Here is a 20,636-nt window from a genome sequence, read left to right on the forward strand (position 1 = left end):
CATGGCTCAACGCACCCGCCTGGGAGATCTGCTTCGCCCCCTGAACTCCGAGTACGGCAAGGTTGTGCCCGGCTGGGGCACGACCCCCGTCATGGGCGTGTTCATGGCCCTGTTCCTGGTGTTCCTGCTGGTGATCCTCCAGCTGTACAACAAGTCCCTGATCCTCGACGGCATCACCGTCAACTGGAACGGCATCGGCTGATCCGATGAACGTCTTTGGGATCGGATTGCCTGAGATGGCGGTGATTGCCGCCGTGGGTCTTTTGGTGTTCGGTCCCAAGCGCCTACCCGAACTGGGTCGCACCCTTGGAAAAACCCTGAAGGGTTTTCAGTCGGCCTCGAAGGAATTCGAGCAGGAGTTCCGAAAGGCGGTCGACACGGTGGAAGCGGAAGTCACCCAGGCTTCTTCAGAGCCCCAGCCTCAACTCAAGGCCGACGACGAGCAAGCGGCCGGTTGAAGGACTCCATGGCTCCTTTGAGTCTTGTTGTTGGTTTAGGGAACCCGGGCGAGAAGTACGCCGGAACCCGCCACAACGTCGGATTTATGGCGCTGGAGCAGCTGGCCAAGCGTCAAAACAGCAGCTTTAAGCAGCAGTCCAAGCTCCACGCCCTCGCTGCGGAGGTGGGACAAGGGGCCGAACGCCTGCGTCTGTTGATGCCTCAGACCTACATGAACGACAGCGGTCGTTCGATTCGTGCTGCTCTCGATTGGTTTGGCTTCGAGCCCAACCAGATGCTGATCCTGGTGGACGACATGGATCTCCCCCTCGGTCGCTTGCGCCTGCGGCTCTCGGGCGGTGCTGGCGGGCATAACGGTCTTCGCAGCACCATTGCCCATCTCGGTGGCCAAGAGTTCCCCCGCTTGCGCATCGGGATTGGCGCTCCTGCCTTGAATCCGGTGGAGCGTAAGCAGCGCACTGTCGGCCACGTCCTCGGCCGCTTTGCCGTCGCCGAACAGCCGGTGCTCGAGGAGGTCATTGATGAGGTCTTGGCTGGTCTGGATCTGATTCAGCGCCTGGGGTTTGAGCGGGCTGGTAACAGGCTCAACGGTTTTGTTGCTCCCTCTGCCGCCAAGCTGGTCGAGCAACCCACTGCCTGAGTCCGCGTGAGTCGCCTCCCCACGACAACGGCGCAATTGCGGGTGCTGCGCCAAAGCTTTAGCCAGCGGGTGCTGGAGGGTGAGGTCAGCGCTGGAGGGTTCGAGTGGACGTTCGCCTGGTTCTTTGACCGCGGCGAGCTGCAGGTGGAACCTTCCCTCGGCCGGGCCTTGATCCAGGACGCGCTGCTGCGCTTCCTGTTGAAAACGGACTACCAGCTGGAGGCGGGTGGGGACTACGCCTTCAGCGTGCGGGCCAGGTTTTAGGCAGCGAGCTGGCGCAAGACGACCAAGCCAGGTTCCCGCTTGAGCTCCGTTCCCCAATGGCGCTCCAGCAAGAGTTGAGCCACGACATCGTCGTAGTCCCTTGGGGGCAACCTCAGGCCTTCTGGAAGCAATCGCCGCCAGCCCCTGGGGGGCTCCAGCTGCCAGTAGCGGGCTCGTGCGGCCAGGGTGGTTCCCGCTTCAGGGATGACCTGGACAGCCAGGCCAAGGTCGTTGAGTTGCCGCTGCCAGTGCTTGCTGCCCGTTCCATCGCCGAGCACAACACCCTCAAGACCCGGACGCTCTCGCCAGATCGCAATCTGCTTGAAGCACTCTTCCGGGGAGAGCACGGCGGCAACCTCGATCTGGCCTGTGGTCTGGTCAGAGCGCACCAAGCCGCATTTGCTGCGGCCGGGATCGAGTCCGATCCAAGTCATTGCGGGCGCTGCCAGCGAATGTCGACGGCAATCGGGTCGGCCAGATCACTGTTGCCTCTGGAGACGGCCTCGAGCTTGGCGGTCTCGCCCAGGGGGCGGTTGACCAGGGCCTCAGCCAGTTGATTGAGGCGTGCTGGGTCAAATTGAAGGCCGTTGGCCAGGGCCCCTTGGCGTTGGGCTCGGGTAAAGGCTGCTGCCAGGAGCAGGTTCAGGCGGCTACGCACCTGGTCTGGGGAGCGCTCATCGGCCTCCAGCACGGTGGTGGCCAGTTGTTCTCCACTACGTACCACCCGTTTGTTGGGTCTGACATCCGGGAAGGCCACGACCTGACGCTCCCCTTTGAGCACATTGGCCGCTGAGATCAGACTCACGACCCACTCGCCGCGTTTGCTGAGGGTGGTCTCCAATTTGCTGATGTCGCTGCGCGGCACCAACAGGATTTGACGGTTCGGTGTTTCGCCTGGCAGCACCCGCTGGTAGACGTTCAAATTCGTGCGCTGCAGCAGGGCGTGGATCACGTCTCTGGCCTGGCTGGGCTTCTCGATCCGTACCTTGGCTACCTCCAGGATTTGGCCACTGCTGATCACCACATCACCCTGACGTAGGGCAATCAGGTTGCGTTCGAGACGCTCGAGCTCTTGGCTGCTGCTTTTGATCTTGCTGTTGAGCTTGGCGAGCTCAGAGCGGTTGCGCTGGAGATCGGAATCCTTCGCGGCGATGTCACGGCTCAGGCGATCGCGCTCGGCCTCCAGTTGTTTGCGTTGCTCCATCAGGGGAGCCAGTTCCTTCTGCAGTCGGCTGGCCTGCTCGGCCACCACCTTGAGTTGGCGTTGGGCCTCGCTGCGCTCGTTCTCTGCGCTGCGCAGGGCGCTCCGACTTTGGGCCAGGTCCTTGCGACTTGAGCTCAGGGCATCGCGGCTGTCCCGCAGGCGCTGTTCGATCTGATCGAGTTCAAAGAGCCCCGTGCGCAAGCGATCACTGACCAGCAGCATCAGCCCAAGGGAGATGGCACTGATCAAGCTGCCGGTCAGCACCGTGATCACCACGGCGGTCTTCTTGGGCCGCAACCGGAACAGGCTCAGCCGCGCCTTGCCGACCTTGGATCCCAACCGATCCCCCAGGGTGGAGAGCACTCCCCCGAGGATCAGCAACGTCAGGATCAGGATCCAGCCGGACACGACGTTGGGCGACGACGATCAGTATCGGTTGTGGGGGCTTGGAACGCAGCTGGGATCGGCCACCAGTTCAGCCGTTTAGCTGAAACGTTTGGCGAGGGCCAATGGATCGAAGACGGTGATTTTTTTGCGGTCGATTTGCACCAGGCCGTCGTTGCGGAGGTCGCCCAAGAGCCGGGTGATCGTGACGCGGGTCGATCCGATCGCTTCGGCAATGGCCTGGTGGGAGAGGCGCAGGTCGATCGTGATCCCTTCGCTGCTGGGCACGCCAAAGTCGCGGCAGAGCACCAGCAGGAAACTCACCAGTCGCGAGGACATGTCGCGGTGGGTGAGGGTTTCGATCATGGTCTCGGTTTGCAGGATCCGAGAGGAGAGACCTTGCAGAAGCAGTAGACCAACCGCCGGGTCCTGCTCAATCGCCTTGCGGACGGAGGTGGCGGGAGCCGTCACCAGCTCGACGCGAGTAAAGGCAATCGAGTGATAAAAGCGGTCTGAACGCTGGCCTGTCAGTAAAGACAGGACGCCGAAGAGGCTGTTCTCCCGCAGCAGTGCCACGGTGATTTCTTCGCCGGATTCGTAGACCCTGGAGAGCCGGACCGCACCCCGCTTCAGCAGATAAACCTTTTCGGCGGGGTCGCCGGGGAAAAAGATTGTTTTGCCGCGCTCAACGATCTCGGTGGTGCTACCGCTCAGGCCCCGGATGACATCCAGAAGCGTGGCATTGGGTGGCAGGGGACTGCCCGCGATCGGTGCGATCACTGACGTACCGGTCGTAGGGCTAGGGGAGTAGCGGCTGAATCCTTGCGTTGCCACGACCATTTCAGCGCGACTGAGTTGCCTGGAACCTACGGATCAGTCCAGGGCCGCCCTGTAGCCATTGAAACTAATTTGCTGCCTCTGCCAAGGCCTGCTTCTGGGCCTGCATTAGTTGATCGATGCCGCTTTCCGCTAGGTCAACCAGGCTGGAAAGCTGTTGGCGACTGAAGGGTGCGCCCTCCGCGGTGCCTTGAATTTCGAGCAAATGTTGCTCTTGATTCATCACCACGTTCAGATCGACCTCTGCTCGGCTGTCCTCGCTGTAGTCGAGATCGAGGAGTGCGGCGCCATCCACGAGGCCAACGGAAACCGCCGCCACCTGCCCCACCAGGGGCGATCGTTCCAGCACTCCGCGCTGTTCCAGGCGTTGCAGGCCGACGGCTAAGGCGGCCCAGGCTCCAGTGATGCTTGCGGTGCGGGTGCCGGCATCGGCTTGAAGGACGTCACAGTCGATTTGCAGGGTCCGCTCCCCTAGCGCCTCCAAATCCAGGCAGGCCCTGAGGCTGCGGGCGATGAGGCGTTGGATTTCTTGGGTGCGACCGGAGAGCTTCATCAGCTCCCGTGGCTGCCGGCTGGGGGTGCTGGCGGGGAGCAGCCGGTAGTCAGCGCTCAGCCAGCCCTTGCCGGAGCCTTTACGCCACTTCGGAACACCCTCCTCTAAGCAAACGCTGCAGATCACAGCCGTGTTGCCCGTGTACACCGTGACGGAACTCAGGGCGAAGCCCATCGGATCCCAAGCGAAGCGCGTGCTGCGCAGGTCCGTTGCGCTGCGGCCGTCCCGCCTGGGTTGGGTGCTGCTCATCGCGGGCTGGCTCAGTGCCTCGATGGTACGGGTGTTTGCACTACAGGTAGTGCTTGTTGCTTGCCGGACGGCCTAACGCCGCTACATTCAGGATCCCAAGCGGCAGCCATGCACTCGATGACGGCCAGCATTGCAGCCACGCCCCGTGCTGGACACCTGCGTCCGTTGGCTGTGGTCCCGGCGTCGGCCCCCGCGCGCAGCGTGCGCCTGGCGGCCCAGCAGGAGGGCCAGCTCCAAGTGCACACCGCTCCCTTCCGCGGCAGCTTCAGTGGGGTGTTCAGTCAGGCCCTGCGCAGTGCCGGGCTTGGTAGCCGCGTTCTGGTGAGCCAATTCCTCAAAGGTGGGGTCGATCAGGGGCTGGAGAGCAGTGTTTGGCTCTGTGGCCGCCTTCAGTGGCTGAGGCCAGCCGTGGCGGGTTGCCTGGCTGATCCCGTGCCGGCATCCCAGGCCGATGTCGAGGCTGTGCGCGAGATCTGGGCGTACACCCGTGAGCAGCTGCTGAGCGGTCAGCTGGATCAGTTGGTGCTCGATGAGTTGGGCCTGGCCGTCGAACTGGGCTACTTGTCCGAGGCGGAGGTCGTTTCAGCCCTGGAGCAGCGGCCGTCCCACCTGGATGTGATCCTGACGGGGCCCTCCATGCCCACCGCTCTGTTGGCCATGGCCGATCAGGTCACCCAGCTGCGCCGAGGTTTCTGATGCTCAAAAACGACCGTTGGATCAACGAGCAGGCCGCCTTGGGCATGCTCGAGCCCTTTCAGCCGCAGCTGGTTCGTCATCTTGATCCGGAGAACAGCGAAAAGCCGGTTCTCAGCTTTGGCTGCTCGTCCTATGGCTACGACCTGCGCCTCTCCCCGCAGGAGTTCCTGATCTTCCGGCATGTTCCCGGAACGATCATGAATCCCAAGCGCTTCAACCCCGCCAACCTGGAGCCGGTGCCTCTGCACGAGGACGAGGACGGCTCGTACTTCATCCTCCCAGCCCACTCCTACGGATTGGGTGTGGCGCTCGAGAAGATGTGCGTCCCTCCCAACATCACCGTGATTTGCCTGGGCAAGAGCACCTATGCCCGCCTGGGGATCATCGTTAACACCACCCCAGCTGAGGCCAGTTGGGAAGGTCACCTGACCCTGGAGTTCAGCAATTCCTCCGGAGCGGACTGCCGCATCTATGCCAACGAGGGCATTTGCCAGCTGCTCTTCTTCGAGGGTGATCCCTGCGAGACGACCTACAAGGACCGGGCTGGCAAGTACCAGCACCAGCCCGAGCGGGTCACCTTGGCCAAGGTCTGAGCCCTAAGGCGCCAGGCGCGCCTTGTGCAGGCGGGTCTTTTCGTACCAAGCCGCGATCTCTGGGGCCCAGGCCTGGAGGTGGGGCCACATGAGATCGCAGAGCACCCGGATTTCCTCCTGGGCATCGAGCTTGGCGCGCAGGTCCATGAAGTGCAGGAACGCCCGCAGCGAGAAGCTCACCACGAAGTGCTGGCGGTAATCGAAGGGCAGGATGCCGCGGGCGTGCTCCTCGGCGAACCCCGCCGCGAGCATGTCGCGATAGCGCTCGGCCGCGGCTTGGCAGAGGGCGAGATCCTTGGCGCGCTCGTCTGCGCTGTAGGTGTATTTCTTGCCTTGTCGATCGCTGTACTGCCCTTCGGGGCGTAGGTAGAAGACCTCTTCGAGTTCCAGCTCGCCGTTGGCCGCCCGGCAGATGCGCTCGCCGGTGTAGCGCATGGATTGGACGTCAAAGCTCACGCCCACCCGGTGGGTGCGGGCCTGCTGCATCACGGAGTGGGGGAACCAGCCCACGTTCAGCACGATCTGGGCGTGCTCCAGCGGACCGTAGTGACCGCGCTCACCGGCCAGGAGACGTTTGACGCAGATCTCGCCGGCCTTGGTCTCATCGGGCCATTCAGCGCGATCGGCCGCCACAAACCCTTCGCTGTAGTCCTGGTGCATCCCCGCATAGACGCACTGCTGGGGGTTGGGGGTCGCTGCAATCAGCTCAACCCGAAAGCGTTTCATGGGCGGGCGATGGCGTGGGGAGCTGGTGCTGCAGGGTAACGGGCTTTGGGGAACTCAGCTGTGGCTGCGGGGGCCTGCCATGGTGGTTGCCTCCGCTTGAGGCAGGAGGCTGGTCTCGGCAACACCCGCCATGGCCGGCAAGGGGGTGCCTGCCACCAAGGCTTCAGTCAGGGCTTCCAATTCGCTTTGGCTGCGGGCGCCGACGGCGCGGCCCACGCGGGTGCCACTGGCATCGAAGAATTCCAGCTGCGGGATGCCGTTGACGTCGTAGCGATCCACCTCCGGTTGCCAGCGGGGGTTGTCGACGTTCAGCAGCACCACATCGAGTTGATCGTGGTGTTGGCTCTCGACCTTCTCCATCGCTGGGGCCATGGCTTGGCAGGCCTCACACCAGTCCGCGTAGAACTCGACCACGCTGGGCCGGCCATTGCTGAGGGCAACGGCGGGCTCCAGCGACTGGCGGGCCAGCTTCTCCAGGGGTGCCGCCGGTGAGAGCCCGCCGCGCAGAAGGAAGAGCCCTAGGGCCAGAAGGGCGGCCACCGCAGCCAGCAGCATGCGCTCGCGCCGTCCCAGGGCTGCCGTGTTGCTGTCCACAGGTGGTGTGTTGATGCTTGGCGCCAATCTGCCAGGGCTGTTCCCATTCCGCGTCGATACCCTGACGGTGGCTGAGTTGCGCCCTTGAAACGCCGCATCACCCTTCACTTCCCGCGGGAGGCGGTGCATCAGCCGATCACCTATCGCCTGGCGGTCGAATTTGATATCGCCGCCAAGATCCTGCGGGCGCAGATCGCTCCGAACCAGAGCGGAACGATGGTGGTGGAGCTCTCCGGCGACATCGATGATCTCGATGCGGCTGAGCAGTGGTTAGAGGGCCAAGGCCTGGGCTTGAACCGGGCCTCCGGTGAGATCGCGATTGATCCCCAGCGTTGTGTGGACTGCGGCATCTGCAGCAGCGTTTGCCCGAGTGGTGCCCTGAGTTTCACTGCTCCCCATTGGCGACTGGAGTTCAATGCGCAGCGCTGCCTGGTCTGCGAGCAATGCATCCCCTCGTGTCCGTTTGAAGCGATCGCCCTGGTGTTGGATCAAGCTGTGGGCGCTGCCCAGTGATGCGCCCGTCCATGCGCCCTGTGACTGCTGTTCTTCGCTTCCTGGTCCTGCCGTTGCGGGCACCGATGTTGCTGGTGCTGTTTGCTGTCAGCGCCTTCATGGGATTGCACTGGGCTGATGTGTCTCCGCAGTTGCTGACCCAGGCCAGCACGCCGGTGCAGCAGGAGTTCGCAGGGCCTTGGTTCTGGCCGCTGCAGTGCATGCAGGCCCTTCTGGTGGTTGTGCTCTGCACCATGCCCGATCTGCTTTTGCGGGAGCTCTCGCAGTTGATGGCGGCCAGTAAGGCGCTGACCCTGGTGGTGACCTTGCTGGTGGTGATCACCGGGGGCCTTTACCTCCTGCACCTGGCGGTGCTCTCTGAGGTGTTGGTCTTGGCCTCGGCGGTCTTGCTCGCCCGGCTTGATCTCACCCGGCTTCGGATTGCACCGGCGCCCCTGCTCGGAGCCTTTGTCCTTTGCAGTTGGGTATTAGCGGGAATCCTGGTGGGCCGCTCCCTGTATGCCCATCTCGGGTTTGTCTTTGCTTAGGGGCCGGTATCAGCGGCAGAGGGTCTCGGCGCTTTCTGCGAGCCGCCGATAACTCCAGTAGTTGCCCAGCACTTTTTTGGTGTACAGCCGGGTTTCGGGGTAGGGGATGGCCTCGGTCCAGAGCTCCGGTTCGCGCTGCAGATCAAAGCCCCGAGAGTGGAGCCAACTGACGACGGCACCGGGGCCAGCGTTGTAGCTGGCGATGGTTTGGAACAGGTTGCCCCCGCTGCTGCTGAGCAGTTGTTTGAGGTAGGCCGCCCCTAGGGCTGCGTTGCGGGCTGGATCGCTCAGGGCCTGATGGTCCAGGGGTTCGCCCGCTAGTTCGCTGGCGGTGGCTGGCATCAGTTGCAGCAGGCCACTGGCTCCAGCCCCTGAGCGCACACTTGGGCTGAAGCGGGATTCCTGCTTGGCGACCGCCAGCAAGAGGGCGAGATCGACACCCGTCGCTTCACTGGCGGCGCCCAGTTCCGCGCCAAAACGCCGGGGGTGCAGCTGCCGTTCCCGCTCGAGTTGTCCCCGGCAGCCGATCTGGGGTAGGCGAAAACTGGCCCGCTCGAGTTGTCCGAGTCCGGTCCAGTCATCGCCGATTGCCGTGCGCAGGCGACCTTCGATCAGAACGTCCTCAGGTCGGCTGGGGGACCTGCCCCCTTGCTTGGTGCGCCAGCTTTCCCAGGCCTCCAGTGCTTGCCCCCGCTGCCAGAGGGCATCGATGCGTGCGTCACCACTGGCCAGGGGTTGCCAGGGCTGAAGCGGCTCTGTGCTGGTGAGTTCCTGGTGAGACTGTCCCAGACGTTCGCTGGCCCGCCAGCTGTAGTAGCCCAGGGGTTGGCTCCGTTGGCTTTGCCGCCAGAACTGCTCCGCGCTCGCCTGGTCTCCCTGCTGCTGGGCACTCCAGCCGCGCCAGAACAACTGGCGCGCCGCTAGAGGTGCGGGCAGGTTGGCGCTCTCCAGATGGCTGAGCCAGCCACTCGCTTGGCGCCAGTCCCGCTGCAGCAAGGCCTTGCGCGCCTCGCTCCACTGGAGTTCCCAGCTGGCTGGGTCATTGGGCCAGCGGCTGAGCACGGTGGCCGGATCGACCTGTCCTGCTTCGGCAAGGCGAGCCTGCACGGGGGCGCTGTCCTGGAGGGTTGGCGGCAGTTGTTGGAGCCGTTCAACCGCTCCTGCTGCCGGAGATTGCGCCAAGAGGCGTGCTGCCTCTGCACCCTGCGGGCCTTCGCTCTGGGCGATGCGCAAGAGCCAGTCTTCGGCCTGCGTTTGTTGCGCGCGGTTCCCCCGCAGCAGGGTTTGAGCCAGGCGCAGCTGTAGTTCTGCTGTGGCGGGCGTGTCCCCAAGGCAGCGCAGGGCGGCTTCACTCCGTCCCAGTTGCGCGAGCCCCGCGGCGAGTAGCTGCTTGTCTTCGGCGCTGAGCGCAGCGGCACGGGTCTCGCAGGTTTGCAGCAGGAGCGCTTCGGCTCCGGGCCAGCGGGCACCCCAGCGGGCGAGGTGCAGGGCATCGCCTGCTTCGAGGGCTGCCGCCAGGGCCGCCGGGTGGGCGGCAAAGCGCTCCAGCAGCGTCAGCCGCAACTTGGGTTGCTGCCGGCCCAGGGCATAGAGGGCATCGGCACTGGCGGGTTCCCGCGGAAAGCGCCGCAGCAGTTCTGCCCAGAGGGCCTGGGCTTCCTGGGGACGTCCACTCGCTTGGGCTGCGAGGGCCGCGCGTTTGAGGCTGATCGCCGCCAGCACCTTGTTGCTGCCGCGGTTGCCCCAGCCCTGGCCCTGGAGCCAATGGCGCCGATCCTCAGGGCTGCTCTTGGCTTGAGCGCTCAGCAGCAGTGCCGCATCCCTTCGCCGGTCTGGATCGAGGCTGTGTTTGCGGCTGCGGGTCAGCTCGGCTGGGCTGCTGTTGGGGGTGAGGGGCGGAGCCAGCTGCACCAGAACCTGCCGCCCGGCGGCCAGTGCAACACCCGTTCCCAGGCAGCAGAGACCCAGCAGTGCTGTGCCCAGAAGGCTTTGGCGTCCTTCAGCGGAACGGGGGCGCTGGGCCAAAGCAGTGGGATAACTCTGCGCATTCTTGGTGAGATGCGCTCCGCTTGCATCGCAAACCCGGCGTAACCTGCCGCGAGCCTTGATCCATCAGCTCGCCATGTCTCCGCTTGGGGCGCCATTCCCGTCTGGTACGGCGAGTTTTGGAACCGATGGCATCCGCGGCCGGGTTGGGCAGGTGATCACGCCCGCCCTGGCCCTGCAGGTTGGCTACTGGTGCGGTCGGGTCCTCCCTGCCGGTGGTCCGGTCGTGTTGGGAATGGATTCCCGCAGTAGCGGACCGATGTTGGTGGCCGCCTTGGCTGCTGGGCTGACCGCAGCGGGCCGTGAGGTGTTGGATATCGGCCTGTGTCCCACGCCTGCCGTTCCCGGCGCCATTCGTCAGCTCGGAGCCAGTGGCGGCCTGATGGTGTCGGCCAGCCATAACCCGCCCCATGACAACGGCATCAAAGTCTTTGGAGCCTGCGGGGCCAAGTTGGCCAAGCAGCAGCAGGCCGAGATCGAAGCGGGCCTGCATGGCAGTGGCGATGTGCTGGGCGGCTTCAGCGCCAATGGACGGATTGAGCAGCGCCCGGATTTACTGAACGACTACCGCCAGCGCCTGCTGGAGAGCGTCGGCTCAGCTCGGCTGGATGGCGCCAAGGTCGTGCTGGATCTCTGCTGGGGTTCGGCGACCAGCTGCGGCGAACGGGTCTTCCGTGAGTTGGGAGCCGACGTAACGGTGCTCCATGGCCAGCCCGATGGGACCCGGATTAACCAGGGCTGCGGTAGCACCCATCTCGAGGCTCTCCAGGCGGAGGTGATCGCCCAGGGGGCGGCCATGGGTTTTGCCTTTGATGGCGATGCCGATCGGATGCTCGCGGTCGATGGCCGTGGTCGGGTCGTCGATGGCGACCAGATCCTCTACCTCTGGGGCCAGGCCCTGATGGCCGAGGGGGCCCTTCCGGACAACCGGATCGTCGCGACGGTGATGAGCAACCTCGGCTTTGAGCGTGCGTGGCAAGCGCGAGGTGGCGTGCTGGAGCGCACCGCCGTCGGTGATCAATACGTGCATGCCGCCATGGAGCAACTCGGCGCGTCCCTGGGCGGTGAACAATCCGGTCACATCCTCTCGGCCCGCCACGGCATGAGTGGTGATGGTCTGCTGACGGCGCTGCAGGTGGCGCGATTGATTCAGGCCCAGGGGGGTTCCCTGAGCGACTGGCTCGATGGCAGCTTCCAGCCCTATCCCCAGAAGCTGGTGAATGTCACCGTTCCGGATCGCAGCAGGCGCACCGGTTGGGAGAGCTGCGCGCCGCTGCTTGAGGCTGTGCAGGCTGCGGAAGCGGCGATGGACGCTACTGGGCGTGTGTTGGTGCGGGCCAGCGGTACCGAGCCGTTGCTTCGGGTGATGGTGGAGGCGGCTGAGCAGGCTGATGTCGACCATTGGAGTCGCCAGTTGGCGGAACTCGCCGATCAGCACCTCAACGCCGCCTGAACGGCCATTTGCAGGGCGCCATCACAGGCATCGCCCTTGGGGGCCACCAAGGCAGCACCGGGGCAGCGTTGCTCGAGGTCCGCGGCGAAGGCGCGGCGCAGTGTCCCCAAGTGTGTGAGCGCGCCGCCGCTGCAACAGACCCGCGGAGCTTGCAGCTCGAGGGTGGAGGCAATGGTGCGCACCATCTGGCTGAGGGCCAGCGCTGAACGTTCAACGATGCGTTGGGCGTGGTCATCCCCGCCTGCGGCGCAGGCGTCCACCACGGGAGCTAGCCGGGCAAAGCCGGCCGCGCCAAACCCTTCGGCTACGACGGCGGCCTTGAGCTCTTGCGGGGTGCTGACCCCGAGGGCTTGCCAGAGCTGGTGCTTGAGGGAGGTCTCGCTCAGCCGTCCATCGGCCATCTGCACGCTGATCGCTAAGCCGTCCCGGCCCAGATCCATCGCGGAGCCCGCCCCATCCAGCAGCCAGCCCCAGCCACCCGTGCGATGCCAGTGTCCGGAGCTCGTTTGCCCTAGTGCAATGCAGCCCGTGCCACTGATGACGAGCACGCCAGCGGCTTCGCCATGGGCGCCCAGCAGGGCGGTGTGCTCATCACCGCTGACTTGAACAGCGGGCTGGGGAAGCTTTAGGGCGGCGGCCGCCAAGGCCTCCCCTTGGCTTTGGACGGCGCTGCCCCTCTCAATGCCGCTGGCCCCCACTCCGGCTGCGGCGAGGGGCTGCTCGCCGCCCAGCCCGGCCTGCATCAGCCCATCGCGCAGGCTCGTTTGGAGAGCATCTTGGAAACAGGCCTCAGCTCCTGGTGCGGCCAGATGGCGAACCCCCGGACCCTGGCCCAGGGCGATGGGGATCAGCGCTCCCGTGCTCGTCAGTCGAGCCAGTTTGCAGCTGGTGTGGGTTTGTCCGGCATCAAAGCCAGCGAGCAGCTGCCCTTCAGCCATCGCTGCTGCTGGCACTCAAGGTTGCCAGGCAGAACCAGCCGGTGAGTTGGACTTCGGGCCGGAAGAAGATCGTGTCGGTCGCGCCCTGGACGCAGAGGCCAGCGATGGCGGCCACCGCGGCCAGGGCCGGCAGGGCCCAGTTGGACTCGCCTTTGAGTTGGCTCAGGCCAGCCCTGAGGCTGGCGAAGAGCAGGCCGAGGGCCGCGATGAGATTGGGGATGCCTCCTTCCACCAGCAGCTCAAGCGGCACCGAGTAGGCGCTCAGGGCGTTGAACTTCGGCTGTTGATAGAGGGGATAAATCAGGTTGAAGGCGCTGTTGCCGGGGCCGATCCCCAGCCAGGGCCGCTCCTGGATCATCTCGATGGCGGCGAGCCAGACGTTGATGCGGAAGTTGTTGGAGCTATCCCCGCGGCCTGCCGCGAGGCTCATGACCCGGATCCGTAGGGGCTCGATTTGCGTCACGGCGATCACCAGCACGCAGACGGCTGCCGCGATCAGCAGCAAGGGGAAGAGGCGGCGCCAGAGGGGCGGCCAATGGCGCGTTTGCCGCAGCACCAGCAGCAGCACCGCGGCCCCAAGGGCTGCCACCATTCCAAGCCAGCCGCCCCGGCTGTAGCTGAGGAAGAGGGCGCTACAGCCCAAGAGCAGGGCACTGGCGGCAAAGAGGCGCTGGGGCCATGAGCGCCAGCGCAGCAGAGCGATCAAGGCAATGGGCAGGATCGGGATCAGGTAGCCCGCCAGCAGATTCGGGTTCTCCAGGGGGCCGTAGACCCGGATCGTTCCGTCGGCGACGGAGTTGGGATCGGCCCAGCGGGCCAGCTCACTGGTGTCGCCATAGAGCTGCCGTATGGCGAGGACGCTGCTGAGCAGCTCACCCCCCAAGAGGGCTGCCACGAGCCGATCCCACCAGAGCGGCGCCTGCTCGAGCAGCTGCCGCAGTAGGGCGTAGACCCCCAGATAGCTGATCAGCTTCAGCAGACCTTTGAACGCGGCTGGGGTGACCGGTGAAAACCCTGTGGCCAGAACGGCGATGCCGAGCATCAGCAGGAGCCAACCGCTGATGCGGCCGATGCGACCGGCGGGTAGGCAGAGCGACCACACCAGCCAGAGCAATCCCGACGCGAGGATCAGCAGGCTGAGGCCTGCCCGCGTGACGAAGGGCATTGCGGCCAGCAGCACGCAGAGCACGCTTCCGGCGATCAGGCTCAACCGTGATCCCAGGGGCCCCTCGCTGGCGTCGCCCAAGATCCCCTGCCAACGCAACAGCCAGGGGGTGGATGGCGCCGATCCTGCGCTCATGCCGAGGGGTGGGTTGATGTCTCGGGATTATCGGCGGCTTCGAGCTGTTGCTCCAGCTCTTGGAGGCTCGGCAACGGCGTTTCGTTGCGTTCATAGAGCACTCGGTAGACCGGTAGCCCTTGCTCGAGGACGTAGGTCTCCCGCTCGGTTGGCACGGGCAGGGGGTTGGTTGCCCGCCAGGGGCGGGCGTCAGTTGCCGGTCGGCTGAAGCAGCCGCTCGCTTCGGTGACGGCGACCATCGGTTCGATGACGTCCAAAATGTCGCTCTGCATAAAGAGCCGCTTACCCGGCTCCAGGGCCGCGGCGATGGCCAGCAGCAGCGCAGGCTGCAGGACCCGTCGCTTGTGGTGCCTTTTTTTGAACCAGGGATCGGGGAATTGGATGGAGACCAGATCCAACTGACCCGGAGCCAATGCCGTCAGCCAACCCTCAACGCTGATGTTGGCGTTGCAGAAGAGGTAGTGCAGATTGCCAAGGCCGAGCTGCTGACGGTCCGCTTCCGCTGCGGCCACCAGTGCGCGCCGGATCTCGACCCCCAGGTGGTTGAGCTCGGGTTGCTGCTGGGCCAGCGCCAGGAGAAAGCGGCCCCGGGCACAGCCAATGTCGAGGTGCACTGGTCGGCCTGGATCGCTGAACAGCTCCTGGGGTGGGGGCAGCTCCAGCGGCAACTGGAAGAAGCGGCTCAGCGGGTTGACGTGTTGGCGCACCATCGGAAGTCAGGGAGTGTTCGGCACCAGAAAGCCCCAGCTGGCGGTGTAGCCATGCAGGTGGGTTGCACCGGCGACGGGGCCAATCTCGCCGTTGCAGAAGGCACCGCTGATGGGAACAGCAGGGAATTGTTGACGGCATCCGTCCACATCGCCATTGGGGGAGCCGTAGAGCCCCTCGCCGCGGCCTAGGCAGGCAAAGAGCAGTGCGGCCATTGGCTCGGCGTTACGGCTTCGCTGTTGCCCCAGGAGTTGCTGTTGTTCCTGTCTGGAGGTCTCGGCGTCCCGCAATTGAAACTGCACCTGCTGCCCCACCCGCAGCCGCTCGGCCACCGCCACGGAACCGGTGCGTGGGTCGACGCCGATCAGGTTGCGGACCAGGACCGCTGGCCCTGATGCCGGGGCGCCATCGCTGGGCAGCTGGAAGTTGGTTTTGGCCACCCCTAAAAACAGCGAGTGCCGCACGAGCTCCTTCTCCTCTGGAGAGAGGCCCTTGAGGATTGTTTGCAGGCAGGCCACGGGCGTGTCGGCTTCCCCGTCATGGCTGAGACGCAGCAGCACGTTGCGTTCGGCCTGCTCAATTTCAAAGACTGGGCCGATCGGCTTGCAGCCCTGAGCGACAACCGGATCAAGGCGCCAGTCCCCTTTGATCAAACAGCCAACGGCACCATCGACGACGCCATCGCCGATCAAGAGTGAGCCGTGCTGGGCGCTGTGTTGTCCGGCAATGCCTCCGATCTTTTGGGCCTCGGGGTAGGCGAAGTCCAAACCGCTGATGACGTCGTTGATCGACGTACAGGTGGGATCCAGGAGCAGAAGCATGGAATGCCCGCCGTTGGGGTCGACCCCGGCCCAGTTGATCCAGCTCTGCCGGGATCCGTCGAGATCAGGCAAGGTCTCGCTGTTGAGGCTGAAGAGCTCGATCTGCGTCTGGGGCAGGGTGAGCAGGGTCACGCTGATGGCGGGCTGGTGTTCCAGCTCCTGGGCCAATCCCTCGGTGTTGGTGCCGACCACGCCGCCGCCGCAGCACCCCAGCCAGTGCTGGGCTCCGATGGCCTGCTTCAGCAGGGGCATGAACCGCTGCAGATCGCTGGCATAGGCGCTGGAGCAGAAGACCAGACCAAGGTCCGCCGGGCCCCTTTGACCGGCCTGTTTGAGCTGCTGTGCCAGATCGGCGATGGCGGCTTCGAGGGCGGGTTCGCAGCTCAGTGCCGTGGTGCACTGCGCCTGCTGCGGCGCTTGTCGCCAGGGCAACAACGAAGAGAGGCGAGCGGTCCAGGCCATCGGCGGACCTTACAGCCGCTGGATAATGACCACTGACTGCCTGTTGCTGAGTGCCAGATCTGCTGCTCTATCGCACCCTCGTCTGGCTGGATTACCGCTTGGCTGCGGTTTTTGCCCTGGGGTTGCCCCTGGTGCTGCTGATTTGGTCGGCATTGAAGCGGGAGCAGGCGCTCACCCGCTTGATGGGGATCTATTGGAAGGTCGCCAGCCTGCTGCTGATCACGGTGCTGCTGCTGACGGACAACCGTCCCCTGGGTTATCTGCTGGCGGTCCTCTCCCAGCTGCTGGTGGTGATCAGCGTCTGGTTCTGGGTGGATCTCAACGAGGAGTTGGCGGACTTGCCCCCCTGGCGCCCTTTGCCCTTTGTGGTGCGCGCCTGGCGTTGGGGGCTCACGGTGTTCGGCCTGCTTGGTGCGGCCTTGAGTGCCGTGGCCCTCAACTGCGTTGGTGGCGGATTGACCCGTCCGATCTGCAGGGTTTGGCTCGAGGCCCCCGATGATCTCCATGGTGGAGTCGCCGGTTTCTTTGATTTCGTCTTTGGTGGCAGCTGGACCGCGGCCATCGCTGCCTTTGTCGGCTACGTCTCCCTCGTGGCCTATGGCGTTGGCCTTCTGCAATGGCTGATCGTGCGCCTGCCCAAGCAGGGCCGGGTCGCAGGCGGCTTCTAGGGCGTGCCGATGGGCATCAGCGTGGCTGAACTGCTGCAGCAGCTGGAGGAGATCAGCCGAAGCCGGGCTGATCGGGTCTTGCGTTTGCGGGGTGCTTTGCCGGTAGGTGAGGGATGTGAGCCGTTTGAGCTGCTGATCTTCCGTGGCTTCTCCAGCAGCGTCTCCCACCCCACGGATTTCGATCCTGATCAGCCCCTGCTGCCTGAGGCAGCCCGGATCGAGCAGGCCGAGCTGCTGCAGGGCCCGCTCAAGCCACAGGCCGAGCAGTGCCTCGCGCGCGCCTCCGGGGCCGAGACTTACCTCGACCCATCCGCCTGGCTTTAAGAGAGAACCTCGACGCAGCGGCCGCAGAGGGTCGGGTGCGCAGCGTGCTCGCCAATGTCGCTCTCGTAGTGCCAGCAGCGCTCGCACTTCTGACCGGCCGCTTTGCGGATCTGGACGGTGATGCCGTTCTCACTGGCTTCGGCCAGCACGGCTTCGGGGTTTGAGCCGCCGATTTCCAAGGCCGAGACCAGGAGCCAATCCGCCAGGTTGTCGACCTTGGGGTGGGCGCTGTTCTCCAGCCAGGTGAGGGCTGCCTGGGTGGACTCGCTCCCTTCGCCGAGGCTCAGCTGAACCTGCGCTTCCAAGGAGGCCCCCAGCTTGGCGGCGCTGCGGCAGCTTTCCAGTTGCCGATTGACCAGGGCGCGCAGCTCCAGGATCTGGTTCATCGGTTGCTCAAGGGCACTGTTGCGCCATTGCTCGGGTGCCGTGGGCCAGCCCCGCTCAAACACCGAGGTCTCGGCAACGGAGTAGGGCAGGTTCTGCCAGATGTCCTCCGCCATGTGGCACAGCACTGGGGCGATCAGGCCGGCGAGCCGCTCGACCACCAGCGCCAGAACCGTTTGGCAGCTGCGGCGGCGGAAGTCGTTGGCACCGCTGACGTAGAGGCGATCCTTGGCGATGTCCAGGTAGACGTTCGAGAGATCGACGACGCAGAAGTTCTGCAGGGCCTGGAAGAAGCGGTAGAACTCGTAGCGCTCGAAGTCTCCGCTGACGCTGTCAATCAAGGACGCGGTGCGCTGCAGCATCCACTGATCCAACAGCGGGAGCTCTTCGTAGGGAATGGCGTCTTTGCTGGGGTCAAAGTCGTGGAGGTTGCCCAGCAGGTAGCGCGCAGTGTTGCGCACCTTGCGGTAGACGTCCGCCAGCTGTTTGACGATGCCGGGGCCCAGGGGGACGTCGGCGGAGTAGTCGACGGAACTCACCCAGAGCCGCAGGACATCGGCGCCGTAGGGAGGCTCCTGCTTCTGGTTCTTGCCGCCCGAGACCAGCACCGCCGGATCGACGACGTTCCCCAGGGATTTGCTCATCTTGCGGCCCTTCTCATCGAGGGTGAAGCCGTGGGTGAGCACCCGCTTGTAGGGGGCGTGTCCGTTGACTGCAACGGAGGTGAGCAGGCTGCTTTGGAACCAGCCGCGGTGTTGATCGCTGCCCTCGAGGTAGAGATCAGCCGGGTAGTGCAGTTGGGGTGCGCGGCTGCTGGTGCCCTCGATGCCGCCGAGCACGCCGGCCCAGGAGGAGCCGGAGTCAAACCAGACATCCATCGTGTCGGTGCCCTTGCGCCATTGGCTGGCTTCCGCGGCGTAGGTCTCAGGTAGAAGCCCGGCTTCGTCGCGCTCCCACCAGACATCGGCGCCGTGCTCGGCAATCAGCCCTTGGATGTGGCTGAGGGTGGCTTCGTTGAGCAGCACCTCACCGGTTTCACGGTGATAGAAGACGGGAATCGGCACACCCCAGGTGCGCTGACGGCTGATGCACCAGTCCCCCCGCTCGCTCACCATCGCTTCGATCCGGTTGCGGCCGCTGGCCGGCAGCCACTCCACCTGGGCAATGGCATCGAGGGCGGCCTGGCGGAAGCCCTCCACCGAGGCGAACCACTGCTCGGTGGCGCGGAAAATCGTCGGCTTTTTGGTGCGCCAGTCGTAGGGGTAGCGGTGCTCGTAGCGCTCCTGCTTCAGCAGCAGGCCCGTCTCTTCCAGGGCGCTGATGATCGTTGGGTTGGCGTCCTTGAGGACATTGGTTCCGGCGAAGGGGCCGGCTTCTGCCGTGAGGTTCCCGGCCTCATCCACCGGGCAGAGCACCGGGAGTTTGTACTTGCGGCCGGTATTGAAGTCGTCGACGCCATGGCCCGGGGCGGTGTGGACCAGGCCGGTGCCTGCTTCGGTGGTGATGTAGTCCCCGCCGATCACGACCGGGCTGGTGCGCTCCAGCAGGGGATGGCGGTATTGCAGGCCTTCAAGGGCACTCCCTTTGACGCTGACCAGGGGTTTGAGGCTCAGCCCCAGGCTGGTTTCCAGGCTTTCCCGCAGTTCGGCGGCCACCACCAGGTGGCTGGCGGCTGGTGCGGGGGTGTCGCCCTGGGCCTCAATGGCACAGATGGCGTAGTCGAGCCGTTCATTGACGGAGACCGCCAGGTTGGCCGGCAGCGTCCAGGGGGTCGTGGTCCAGATGGCGACAGCCAGGCCGCCTTCGGCCGTGGCTTGTGCGGGGCTTAGGCCCGCCTGCTCGAGAGTGTCCGCCAGCTCGCTAGGGAGCTCCACCGCCGGGAAGGCCGCAAACACGCTGGGGGAGCTGTGGCCGTCGGGGTACTCGAGCTCGGCTTCAGCAAGGGCCGTACGGGAGCTGGGGCTCCAGTGGACCGGCTTGAGGCCCCGGTAGATGTGACCGGCCAGCACCATGGCTCCGAACACCCCGATCTGGGCGGCCTCGTAGTCCTTCTGCAGGGTCAGGTAGGGCTGATCCCAGTCGGCCCAGATGCCCCAGCGGCGGAAACCAGCCTTCTGCCCTTCCACCTGCTCGAGGGCGTAGGCATGGGCCTTCTTGCGCAGGCTGACGGGGGTGAGCTCGGCCCGCTCGCTGCTCTTGAGCCCCTGCAGCACCTTCAGCTCAATCGGTAGGCCGTGGCAGTCCCAACCGGGGACGAAGCGAGCACGCTTGCCCTGCAGCAGGGCGGTCTTATTAATGATGTCCTTGAGGATCTTGTTCAACGCGTGCCCGACGTGCAGGGCGCCGTTGGCGTAGGGCGGCCCGTCGTGGAGGGTGAAGCAGGGACCTGTGTTCTCTTCGCTCAGGCGTTCATAGAGCCGCTGCTCAGCCCAGAAGGTCTGGATCTCGGGCTCGCGCACCTGTGAATTGGCCCTCATGTTGAAGGGCGTCTTCAGCAGGTTCAGGGTGTCCTTATAGGAGATCTGCCCGGCGTTGGCGGAGGACTCGGAAGCAGTGCTGGCGGTCACAGCGCTTGGGGCAGCAAGGGTCGATTATCCCGCTTGGGGGCTGGAGGCCTCGATCAGCTCCTCCACCTCATCAAAGGAAGCCACCACAGTGGGCTCAACAGTGGGTTCGATGGTGGGCTCAACAGCGGAAGGGGGTTCAGCGGCGTTCTCGGTTTCAGCGCGAACCCAGCGCTTGCTGCTCTTGCCCGGTTTGGGCCCGCCTTTGAAAGCGTTCAGGAGCGATCCACCCGTCTCGTTCAGGACCGAAGCGGCCTGGGTGCTGCTGCTGAAGAGTTCGCTCAGGCTGGTTTGCCAGCGCTCGATGGACGCGATGCGCTGCTGTTCCTCGAGGCTGAGCATGCGCCAACGGCTTTGCAGCACCTCGCTGCCAAGGCGGGCAATGAGTAGGCCTCCGCAGAGGACGGCCAGCATCGGGGAGCCCGTCAGCCGGTCCGCGCTGGTGACCAGGGTCAGCCCCAGCAGCAGAACCACAGCCCCCCAGGCGGCATCGCGGGGGCGACTGAGCTCGGTGGCGAGCAGCGGCAGCAGCATCACCGTCAGGCCCACCAGCAGGGCAAGGGTTCCGCCAAGGGTGGCCAGCATCGGAATTGAGGCGTTGACCCCATTCTGGGCCGCTCTCTACAGTCGTCGCCTGCCCACCTGGCGGAATTGGTAGACGCGCTGGTTTTAGGTACCAGTGGCTTCGGTCGTGGGGGTTCAAGTCCCCCGGTGGGCATCCGTTCGAGA

At 65.0% G+C, this 20,636-nt stretch carries 24 protein-coding genes and 1 tRNA gene; 12 read left to right on the top strand and 13 right to left on the bottom strand.

Annotated features, from left to right (window positions below):
- Position 1: 1 nt before the first annotated feature.
- The 4 genes from psbH to CB0205_RS0103820 are packed head-to-tail and all read left to right on the top strand — an operon-like array spanning position 2 to position 1,363.
- The gene (gene psbH / locus CB0205_RS0103805; protein WP_010314489.1) at positions 2-202 is read left to right on the top strand and encodes a photosystem II reaction center phosphoprotein PsbH; all 201 of its coding nucleotides are present in this window, start codon (positions 2-4) and stop codon (positions 200-202) included.
- Between the two features lie 4 nt (positions 203-206).
- The gene (locus CB0205_RS0103810) at positions 207-458 is read left to right on the top strand and encodes a TatA/E family twin arginine-targeting protein translocase (RefSeq protein WP_010314490.1); all 252 of its coding nucleotides are present in this window, start codon (positions 207-209) and stop codon (positions 456-458) included.
- Between the two features lie 8 nt (positions 459-466).
- Positions 467-1,099: an aminoacyl-tRNA hydrolase gene (pth, locus tag CB0205_RS0103815; RefSeq protein ID WP_029626095.1), complete on the top strand. Its 633-nt coding sequence runs from the start codon at positions 467-469 to the stop codon at positions 1,097-1,099.
- A gap of 6 nt (positions 1,100-1,105) precedes the next feature.
- Positions 1,106-1,363 (top strand): DUF3146 family protein, encoded by a 258-nt coding sequence (locus CB0205_RS0103820; RefSeq protein ID WP_010314492.1) that lies wholly within the window; start codon positions 1,106-1,108, stop codon positions 1,361-1,363.
- Here CB0205_RS0103820 and CB0205_RS0103825 read toward each other — a convergent pair.
- The 4 genes from CB0205_RS0103825 to rph form a co-directional block, all read right to left on the bottom strand.
- Complete coding sequence (locus tag CB0205_RS0103825) at positions 1,360-1,797, bottom strand: polyamine oxidase (RefSeq protein ID WP_010314493.1); 438 nt, start codon at positions 1,795-1,797, stop codon at positions 1,360-1,362. The genes CB0205_RS0103820 and CB0205_RS0103825 overlap by 4 nt on opposite strands.
- A complete protein-coding gene (locus tag CB0205_RS0103830) occupies positions 1,794-2,975 on the bottom strand; it encodes a DUF3084 domain-containing protein (RefSeq protein ID WP_010314494.1) in 1,182 nt (393 codons plus the stop codon). Before CB0205_RS0103830 ends, CB0205_RS0103825 begins: the two co-directional genes overlap by 4 nt.
- A gap of 75 nt (positions 2,976-3,050) precedes the next feature.
- Entirely contained in the window at positions 3,051-3,791 is a 741-nt protein-coding gene (gene ntcA / locus CB0205_RS0103835; protein WP_029626096.1) for a global nitrogen regulator NtcA, read from the bottom strand.
- Between the two features lie 64 nt (positions 3,792-3,855).
- Positions 3,856-4,590, bottom strand: a complete 735-nt coding sequence (rph, locus tag CB0205_RS0103840) for a ribonuclease PH (protein WP_010314499.1) — start codon at positions 4,588-4,590, stop codon at positions 3,856-3,858.
- Between the two features lie 117 nt (positions 4,591-4,707).
- On the opposite strand from rph, the gene CB0205_RS0103845 reads away from it, so the two are divergent.
- Together CB0205_RS0103845 and dcd are read left to right on the top strand one after the other, a co-directional pair.
- Positions 4,708-5,286, top strand: coding sequence for a cob(I)yrinic acid a,c-diamide adenosyltransferase (locus CB0205_RS0103845; RefSeq protein ID WP_029626097.1), 579 nt, complete (start codon positions 4,708-4,710; stop codon positions 5,284-5,286).
- Positions 5,286-5,879, top strand: a complete 594-nt coding sequence (gene dcd / locus CB0205_RS0103850) for a dCTP deaminase (protein WP_010314503.1) — start codon at positions 5,286-5,288, stop codon at positions 5,877-5,879. The genes CB0205_RS0103845 and dcd overlap by 1 nt, the downstream gene beginning before the upstream one ends.
- A 3-nt stretch (positions 5,880-5,882) precedes the next feature.
- Here dcd and thyX read toward each other — a convergent pair whose 3' ends face one another.
- On the bottom strand, positions 5,883-6,605 hold the full coding sequence (gene thyX / locus CB0205_RS0103855; protein WP_010314505.1) for an FAD-dependent thymidylate synthase: 723 nt from the start codon (positions 6,603-6,605) through the stop codon (positions 5,883-5,885).
- A gap of 54 nt (positions 6,606-6,659) precedes the next feature.
- Positions 6,660-7,199 carry a thioredoxin domain-containing protein gene (locus CB0205_RS0103860; protein ID WP_010314507.1) on the bottom strand — a complete coding sequence of 180 codons (540 nt, stop codon included), beginning with the start codon at positions 7,197-7,199 and terminating at the stop codon, positions 6,660-6,662.
- An 84-nt stretch (positions 7,200-7,283) separates the two neighbouring features.
- Between CB0205_RS0103860 and CB0205_RS14235 the strand changes: the two genes are divergently transcribed.
- Positions 7,284-7,712 (top strand): NIL domain-containing protein, encoded by a 429-nt coding sequence (locus CB0205_RS14235; RefSeq protein ID WP_010314511.1) that lies wholly within the window; start codon positions 7,284-7,286, stop codon positions 7,710-7,712.
- A complete protein-coding gene (locus CB0205_RS0103870; protein ID WP_010314513.1) occupies positions 7,712-8,239 on the top strand; it encodes a hypothetical protein in 528 nt (175 codons plus the stop codon). The genes CB0205_RS14235 and CB0205_RS0103870 overlap by 1 nt, the downstream gene beginning before the upstream one ends.
- A gap of 9 nt (positions 8,240-8,248) precedes the next feature.
- On the opposite strand, the gene CB0205_RS0103875 is transcribed toward CB0205_RS0103870, so the two are convergent.
- On the bottom strand, positions 8,249-10,264 hold the full coding sequence (locus tag CB0205_RS0103875) for a lytic transglycosylase domain-containing protein (RefSeq protein ID WP_010314516.1): 2,016 nt from the start codon (positions 10,262-10,264) through the stop codon (positions 8,249-8,251).
- A 97-nt stretch (positions 10,265-10,361) separates the two neighbouring features.
- Between CB0205_RS0103875 and glmM the strand changes: the two genes are divergently transcribed.
- Positions 10,362-11,738, top strand: coding sequence for a phosphoglucosamine mutase (gene glmM, locus CB0205_RS0103880; protein WP_010314518.1), 1,377 nt, complete (start codon positions 10,362-10,364; stop codon positions 11,736-11,738).
- Here the strand turns inward: glmM and CB0205_RS0103885 are convergent.
- Genes CB0205_RS0103885 through CB0205_RS0103900 form a run of 4 tightly spaced genes read right to left on the bottom strand, consistent with a single transcriptional unit; the run spans position 11,717 to position 15,967 of the window.
- Entirely contained in the window at positions 11,717-12,676 is a 960-nt protein-coding gene (locus CB0205_RS0103885) for an N-acetylglucosamine kinase (RefSeq protein WP_010314520.1), read from the bottom strand. The genes glmM and CB0205_RS0103885 overlap by 22 nt on opposite strands.
- Complete coding sequence (locus tag CB0205_RS0103890; RefSeq protein ID WP_010314522.1) at positions 12,669-13,976, bottom strand: IctB family putative bicarbonate transporter; 1,308 nt, start codon at positions 13,974-13,976, stop codon at positions 12,669-12,671. The genes CB0205_RS0103885 and CB0205_RS0103890 overlap by 8 nt, the downstream gene beginning before the upstream one ends.
- On the bottom strand, positions 13,973-14,683 hold the full coding sequence (trmB, locus tag CB0205_RS0103895; protein WP_029626098.1) for a tRNA (guanosine(46)-N7)-methyltransferase TrmB: 711 nt from the start codon (positions 14,681-14,683) through the stop codon (positions 13,973-13,975). The genes CB0205_RS0103890 and trmB overlap by 4 nt, the downstream gene beginning before the upstream one ends.
- A gap of 9 nt (positions 14,684-14,692) precedes the next feature.
- Complete coding sequence (locus tag CB0205_RS0103900) at positions 14,693-15,967, bottom strand: FIST N-terminal domain-containing protein (RefSeq protein WP_010314526.1); 1,275 nt, start codon at positions 15,965-15,967, stop codon at positions 14,693-14,695.
- 50 nt (positions 15,968-16,017) lie between these two features.
- On the opposite strand from CB0205_RS0103900, the gene CB0205_RS0103905 reads away from it, so the two are divergent.
- Positions 16,018-16,635: a DUF3177 family protein gene (locus tag CB0205_RS0103905; protein ID WP_010314528.1), complete on the top strand. Its 618-nt coding sequence runs from the start codon at positions 16,018-16,020 to the stop codon at positions 16,633-16,635.
- A gap of 9 nt (positions 16,636-16,644) precedes the next feature.
- Positions 16,645-16,959 (top strand): hypothetical protein, encoded by a 315-nt coding sequence (locus CB0205_RS0103910; RefSeq protein ID WP_010314532.1) that lies wholly within the window; start codon positions 16,645-16,647, stop codon positions 16,957-16,959.
- On the opposite strand, the gene ileS is transcribed toward CB0205_RS0103910, so the two are convergent.
- Together ileS and CB0205_RS0103920 are read right to left on the bottom strand one after the other, a co-directional pair.
- On the bottom strand, positions 16,956-19,820 hold the full coding sequence (gene ileS, locus CB0205_RS0103915) for an isoleucine--tRNA ligase (RefSeq protein ID WP_304412080.1): 2,865 nt from the start codon (positions 19,818-19,820) through the stop codon (positions 16,956-16,958). The genes CB0205_RS0103910 and ileS overlap by 4 nt on opposite strands.
- Before the next feature lie 114 nt (positions 19,821-19,934).
- Entirely contained in the window at positions 19,935-20,492 is a 558-nt protein-coding gene (locus CB0205_RS0103920) for a Ycf66 family protein (protein ID WP_010314535.1), read from the bottom strand.
- Between the two features lie 51 nt (positions 20,493-20,543).
- On the opposite strand from CB0205_RS0103920, the gene CB0205_RS0103925 reads away from it, so the two are divergent.
- Positions 20,544-20,625, top strand: a tRNA-Leu gene (locus CB0205_RS0103925).
- Positions 20,626-20,636: the final 11 nt, after the last annotated feature.

This window comes from Synechococcus sp. CB0205 (assembly GCF_000179255.1).
Classification (GTDB): Bacteria; Cyanobacteriota; Cyanobacteriia; order PCC-6307; family Cyanobiaceae; genus Vulcanococcus.

Excerpts from the sequence above, each read along its gene's own strand:
- glmM (WP_010314518.1), top strand. The coding sequence starts at position 10,362 with ATGTCTCCGCTTGGGGCGCCATTCCCGTCTGGTACGGCGAGTTTTGGA.
- CB0205_RS0103845 (WP_029626097.1), top strand. The coding sequence starts at position 4,708 with ATGACGGCCAGCATTGCAGCCACGCCCCGTGCTGGACACCTGCGTCCG.
- CB0205_RS0103825 (WP_010314493.1), bottom strand. The coding sequence starts at position 1,797 with ATGACTTGGATCGGACTCGATCCCGGCCGCAGCAAATGCGGCTTGGTG.
- rph (WP_010314499.1), bottom strand. The coding sequence starts at position 4,590 with ATGAGCAGCACCCAACCCAGGCGGGACGGCCGCAGCGCAACGGACCTG.
- CB0205_RS0103920 (WP_010314535.1), bottom strand. The coding sequence starts at position 20,492 with ATGCTGGCCACCCTTGGCGGAACCCTTGCCCTGCTGGTGGGCCTGACG.
- pth (WP_029626095.1), top strand. The coding sequence starts at position 467 with ATGGCTCCTTTGAGTCTTGTTGTTGGTTTAGGGAACCCGGGCGAGAAG.
- thyX (WP_010314505.1), bottom strand. The coding sequence starts at position 6,605 with ATGAAACGCTTTCGGGTTGAGCTGATTGCAGCGACCCCCAACCCCCAG.
- ileS (WP_304412080.1), bottom strand. The coding sequence starts at position 19,820 with ATGAGGGCCAATTCACAGGTGCGCGAGCCCGAGATCCAGACCTTCTGG.
- psbH (WP_010314489.1), top strand. The coding sequence starts at position 2 with ATGGCTCAACGCACCCGCCTGGGAGATCTGCTTCGCCCCCTGAACTCC.
- dcd (WP_010314503.1), top strand. The coding sequence starts at position 5,286 with ATGCTCAAAAACGACCGTTGGATCAACGAGCAGGCCGCCTTGGGCATG.
- CB0205_RS0103890 (WP_010314522.1), bottom strand. The coding sequence starts at position 13,976 with ATGAGCGCAGGATCGGCGCCATCCACCCCCTGGCTGTTGCGTTGGCAG.
- CB0205_RS0103870 (WP_010314513.1), top strand. The coding sequence starts at position 7,712 with ATGCGCCCGTCCATGCGCCCTGTGACTGCTGTTCTTCGCTTCCTGGTC.
- CB0205_RS0103910 (WP_010314532.1), top strand. The coding sequence starts at position 16,645 with ATGGGCATCAGCGTGGCTGAACTGCTGCAGCAGCTGGAGGAGATCAGC.
- CB0205_RS0103810 (WP_010314490.1), top strand. The coding sequence starts at position 207 with ATGAACGTCTTTGGGATCGGATTGCCTGAGATGGCGGTGATTGCCGCC.
- ntcA (WP_029626096.1), bottom strand. The coding sequence starts at position 3,791 with ATGGTCGTGGCAACGCAAGGATTCAGCCGCTACTCCCCTAGCCCTACG.
- CB0205_RS0103900 (WP_010314526.1), bottom strand. The coding sequence starts at position 15,967 with ATGGCCTGGACCGCTCGCCTCTCTTCGTTGTTGCCCTGGCGACAAGCG.
- CB0205_RS0103885 (WP_010314520.1), bottom strand. The coding sequence starts at position 12,676 with ATGGCTGAAGGGCAGCTGCTCGCTGGCTTTGATGCCGGACAAACCCAC.